The organism is Microcoleus sp. Pol11C3 (assembly GCF_036701485.1).
Taxonomy (GTDB): Bacteria; Cyanobacteriota; Cyanobacteriia; order Cyanobacteriales; family Microcoleaceae; genus Microcoleus.
In genome coordinates this window covers 1-4008 of the sequence record NZ_JAUBQW010000242.1, presented here as the reverse complement: position 1 = coordinate 4008, position 4008 = coordinate 1, and the positions used below count along the sequence as shown (strand labels likewise).

The 4008-nt window shown below is 45.0% G+C and carries 5 protein-coding genes; 1 reads left to right on the top strand and 4 read right to left on the bottom strand.

Going from position 1 to position 4008, the window contains the following annotated elements; translation table 11 throughout:
* Window positions 1–85: 85 nt before the first annotated feature.
* Window positions 86–865: an anti-sigma factor gene (locus QUA40_RS27940; protein WP_333131855.1), complete on the bottom strand. Its 780-nt coding sequence runs from the start codon at window positions 863–865 to the stop codon at window positions 86–88.
* An 8-nt stretch (window positions 866–873) separates the two neighbouring features.
* Window positions 874–1464, bottom strand: coding sequence for a sigma-70 family RNA polymerase sigma factor (locus QUA40_RS27935; protein ID WP_333131853.1), 591 nt, complete (start codon window positions 1462–1464; stop codon window positions 874–876).
* 274 nt (window positions 1465–1738) lie between these two features.
* Between QUA40_RS27935 and QUA40_RS27930 the strand changes: the two genes are divergently transcribed.
* A complete protein-coding gene (locus QUA40_RS27930) occupies window positions 1739–2011 on the top strand; it encodes a hypothetical protein (protein WP_333131850.1) in 273 nt (90 codons plus the stop codon).
* A gap of 229 nt (window positions 2012–2240) precedes the next feature.
* Here the strand turns inward: QUA40_RS27930 and QUA40_RS27925 are convergent, their stop codons facing one another.
* Together QUA40_RS27925 and QUA40_RS27920 are read right to left on the bottom strand one after the other, a co-directional pair.
* Window positions 2241–2933: a cytochrome c biogenesis protein CcdA gene (locus QUA40_RS27925; RefSeq protein WP_333131848.1), complete on the bottom strand. Its 693-nt coding sequence runs from the start codon at window positions 2931–2933 to the stop codon at window positions 2241–2243.
* Between the two features lie 4 nt (window positions 2934–2937).
* Window positions 2938–3558 carry a thioredoxin family protein gene (locus QUA40_RS27920; protein ID WP_333131846.1) on the bottom strand — a complete coding sequence of 207 codons (621 nt, stop codon included), beginning with the start codon at window positions 3556–3558 and terminating at the stop codon, window positions 2938–2940.
* Window positions 3559–4008 lie beyond the last annotated feature (450 nt).

Here is a 4008-nt window from a genome sequence, read left to right as displayed (position 1 = left end):
TTATCTTGCACTTTATTCTCGATCGCGCGCTCAAAACCCAGGCTACCTCAAGTGCGATCGATATATTCAGCAAGCCCCAATTAGTTTATAGAGTCCCCGTCATTACCATAGGCCCCGTAGGATTTTTAAGTAAGGGGGATGCTTCAACCGTGACAACTAATGGTGTTACTTCCGTATTAGCAGGCAGAGAAAGTTTGACAAAAACTGTTCCTGCTTCATTAGTATTAAACTGCTCCCAAGCGATTTTTTCATTATTATTAACCGACCATAATTGATAAAACTGACCCTTTGGTAAAACCGGAAGGTTCCTTAAGATTAAAACAGCTTTGGGTTCACCCGGTGTGATCACAATACTTCCAGAGGCAGCAGATGCGTCAGCCATGCCTTTGAGGGAAACTAGACGAGTATTAGGCTGTTGCAGCATTGCAATCACATCTTTTTGTCGCACTACCTGAGCCTCAAGCGTTGTTATTTCTTGCCTGATTCGGTAGTTATCCAAACCAAAGGCTAACGCCAATAGTGCCGCTATGCTACCAAGAACGCGACTCCATTGTAGAGGTGAATGCTGCCGTTTTTCCTGGGCTAATGAGTTAGGAACTTCAGAAACATGAGGATTTGGTACTGCAACGCTAGCCGCCGAGGCAGCTTCTAAAATGGCGGAATAAAGGTGTGGTGGCGGTGCTATATCAGGTAGGGCGTAGGGTATAAATTCCAGGACTTCTTGCAGGCTAGCAACCTCTGTAGCTAGTTCGGGATTTTCTTTCAACACTCGCCTTAATTCCTCAGCTTCTTCAGAGCTGAGGTTGCCAAGTACATAACCTGCCATCAATTCTTCTGAGCGTTCAGGGAATAAAGGCTCTGTCATAGGTGCAACTAGCCAATTAAATTTTGTAAATTTTTTCTTAAGTTCAATAAACCTTGCCGAGACCAAGTTTTAATTGTTCCCAGCGGTATACTAAGTTTAGTCGCGATTTCTGATTGACTCAGACCCTCATAGTAAGCCATCTCTAACACCTGTCGCTGTTTTTCGGAAAGTTGAGCTAAGGCATCGCGAACACAGTGCGATCTGTCACTTAAAGAAGCTGACTCAAAAGGCGTGAGAGGGGGAATTTCTGTAGCCATCATTTGACTCCATCGCTGGAGAAATTTTAAGTTAGTGCTGCGGGAACGAAGTTTATCAATTGCGCGCGATCGAGTCATAGTTGTCAAAAAGCTGCTCATAGAGCCGCGATTCGGATTGTATGCGCCCCTATTCCAGAGATTGAGAAAAATCTCTTGAGTTAAGTCTTCTGCCTCTTGAGGATTGCTAAGAATTCTCAGCGCCAATCTGTAGACTAAGCTGCCATAGCGGTTATAAATAATGCCCAAGGCAGAGGGTTGACCAACACTCATCAACCGAAATAACTCAGCGTCAGTCTGTTTGTCAAAGTTGTCCGCGCTTGTTTCGGCAGAGTTCAAATCCATAGGTGTTTCGTAGAACAGACCTAAACTGATAATTTTAAGTTGATTCTGGTTATTGCAGCAAGCGCGTCTCCAAAAATAATCGGGCCCCATCTTCTTAAATACGACCTACAGAGGTGATTGGATGTATCCAAACTGGGTATTTTAAACTCGATCGCAATAAATTTAGGATATTCGCAATCCAATCAAAGGAGTAATCCGTACTATAAGAGGAACGACGGCTAGCTATTACCTGCTGACTGCTTAAATCAAGATTCCTCAAATTTGGAAGAAAAATATGAACCGGAAAGTGCTTTATTTGATTGTTGGTTTGACTCTAACGGCTAGCCTGTATGGCTGCTCTTCTACTCCTAGTAGCGCAAATCAGGCGGCTCCTAGCGCTTCCCCCGATGCGATGAAGAGTCAGGATGGGATGAAGAGTCCTGATGCTATGAAGAGTCATGATGGTATGAAGAGTCCTGATGCTATGAAGAGTCATGATGGGATGAAGAGTCCCGATGCTATGAAGAGTCAGGATGGGATGAAGAGTCCCGATGCTATGAAAAAATAGCTTCCACTAAAAACATCACCGACTTTTACCTTCAACCGCCATACATCTCCCGCCATAATTCTACCCAATTTGGCTGCGAGATGAATGGCGGACTGTATCTGAAAAATAATTAATAGACATCTGCACAAAACCAAGTCTTGAACAGGCAGGATGCCTGTTCTACAAAAATTATGGGAGAGGTTTAATAGTTTAATCCGATCGCACTTCGCAGTGGCCTTCGCAATGGCCTTCACAGTGGCAGAGTTGGAAAAAACGGAGCTAACCAAAGCTGTATCTTGACATCCCAACCCAAAAGAATCCCGATCGCACTTCCCACAACAATTAGGCCGCCGATTCTTTGTAAGGCTGCACTGTGGGGGCGCACACGTAATAAATGCTGGCTGAAATAACGTCCTCCATAGGCGATCGCCAGTAGCGGCAACCCGGCTCCCAAACCGTACAAAATCAGTAAAACAAACGCAGTTATAGGTTGAGGGTTGACAACAGCTAAAACCAAAATACTCGCCAAAACAGACCCCGCACAAGGTGTCCAAAGTAAGCCGAGTTGGGTGCCCAGCCAAAATTCGCCAACCAACCCTACTCGTGCGGGTGCTTTCAGCCAACTTTCAAAGTGTAAGTATTTAAACAACAGTTGGTAACTCTGCGGAAAAATGGCACTGATCCCAGCCATCAAAAGAAAGGCAAGTGCTCCTGTTCGGAGGATGCTAGCAAAGTTGATAAACCAGCCTGATGTCACTCCCAACAAGCTCCCAATTGCGGCAAAACCAGCGATCAATCCTGATACTAAAGCAATGGGGCCATAGCGATGAGATTGAAGGCTGCGTCCTAATAATATGGGTAGGATTGGTAAGACGCAGGGCGAAAGAATTGTTAAAACTCCTGCTACCAGGGCGACACCACCGGAAGTTAGTGAAATTGCCATTTGACTACCCTAATAATTTGCGAATAGTCTGCTCGGTTTCCTCATAAGCTCCTTCCCCAATATGGTCATAGCGCCAGATGCCTTGGCGATCGGCTAAAAATAAATGAGGCCAGTATTCATTCTGGTAAGCCGCCCAAGTTTTAAATTCGTTATCCAGAGGCACTGGATAGGTAATTTGGTGTTGCTGTAAAGCTTTTTTGACGTTGTTTGCATCCCGCTCAAAGGGAAATTCAGGGGTGTGTATGCCCACAATCTTCAATCCGCGATCGGCATATTGCTGGTGCCAGCGGACGATGTAGGGCAGAGTGCGCTGACAGTTAATGCAGGCAAATGTCCAAAATTGCACCAACACCACTTTACCTTTAAGATCGGCTATTTTCAGCGGCGCAGAATTTAGCCACTGGCTGATACCTTGAAACTCGGGTAAAGACTTTCCGGTTGGTGAGGCAGCAACGTTCTCGACTGTCGGTAAATTAGGACTTTTAGCAGGAGCAGGTGTGGGGATATTGTCAGAGCTAGAAGTTGGGATAATATCTTTCTTAAAGCCACAACTGAGAGCAGTTCCACTAACTCCCAGCCCTAAATACCAAAGCAATTGCCGTCGTCCCAGCCTGCGATCGTTCATAAACTAATTTCCTTGCTTATTTAGTTCAGAACTTACGCACACCGAGGTCAGATACCGGGTTTATTCGTAGATTTCTAGTTGCTCAACCAAGATTTTTCAGAGAAACCCGGTTTCTTTGCGTAAGTCCTATAGTTTATACGGAGATGAGCGGAAATTGGATGTTTTAGGCAAAGAGGAAAAATTTTAAATCCAAAATAGAGTCAGCTTCGTATTAAGTTAGAGACTACTAAGAACTAAGTCTATTTTTCTGGACTTACGCAAAAAGTGGTTTCTACTCGTTACCAGGCTCCAGCCTGGTAAGGTAGATCCGGAGGCTCTGCCTCCCTTTTCGCAAGCGAGGCAGAGCCTCTAGATATCGGTTCCCAGGCTGGAACCCTACCGTGTACACACAAGTCAAAGTAAACTAGGCTCATGTTTTGAGAGAGGTATAAACCGTGGACAACCCCATAC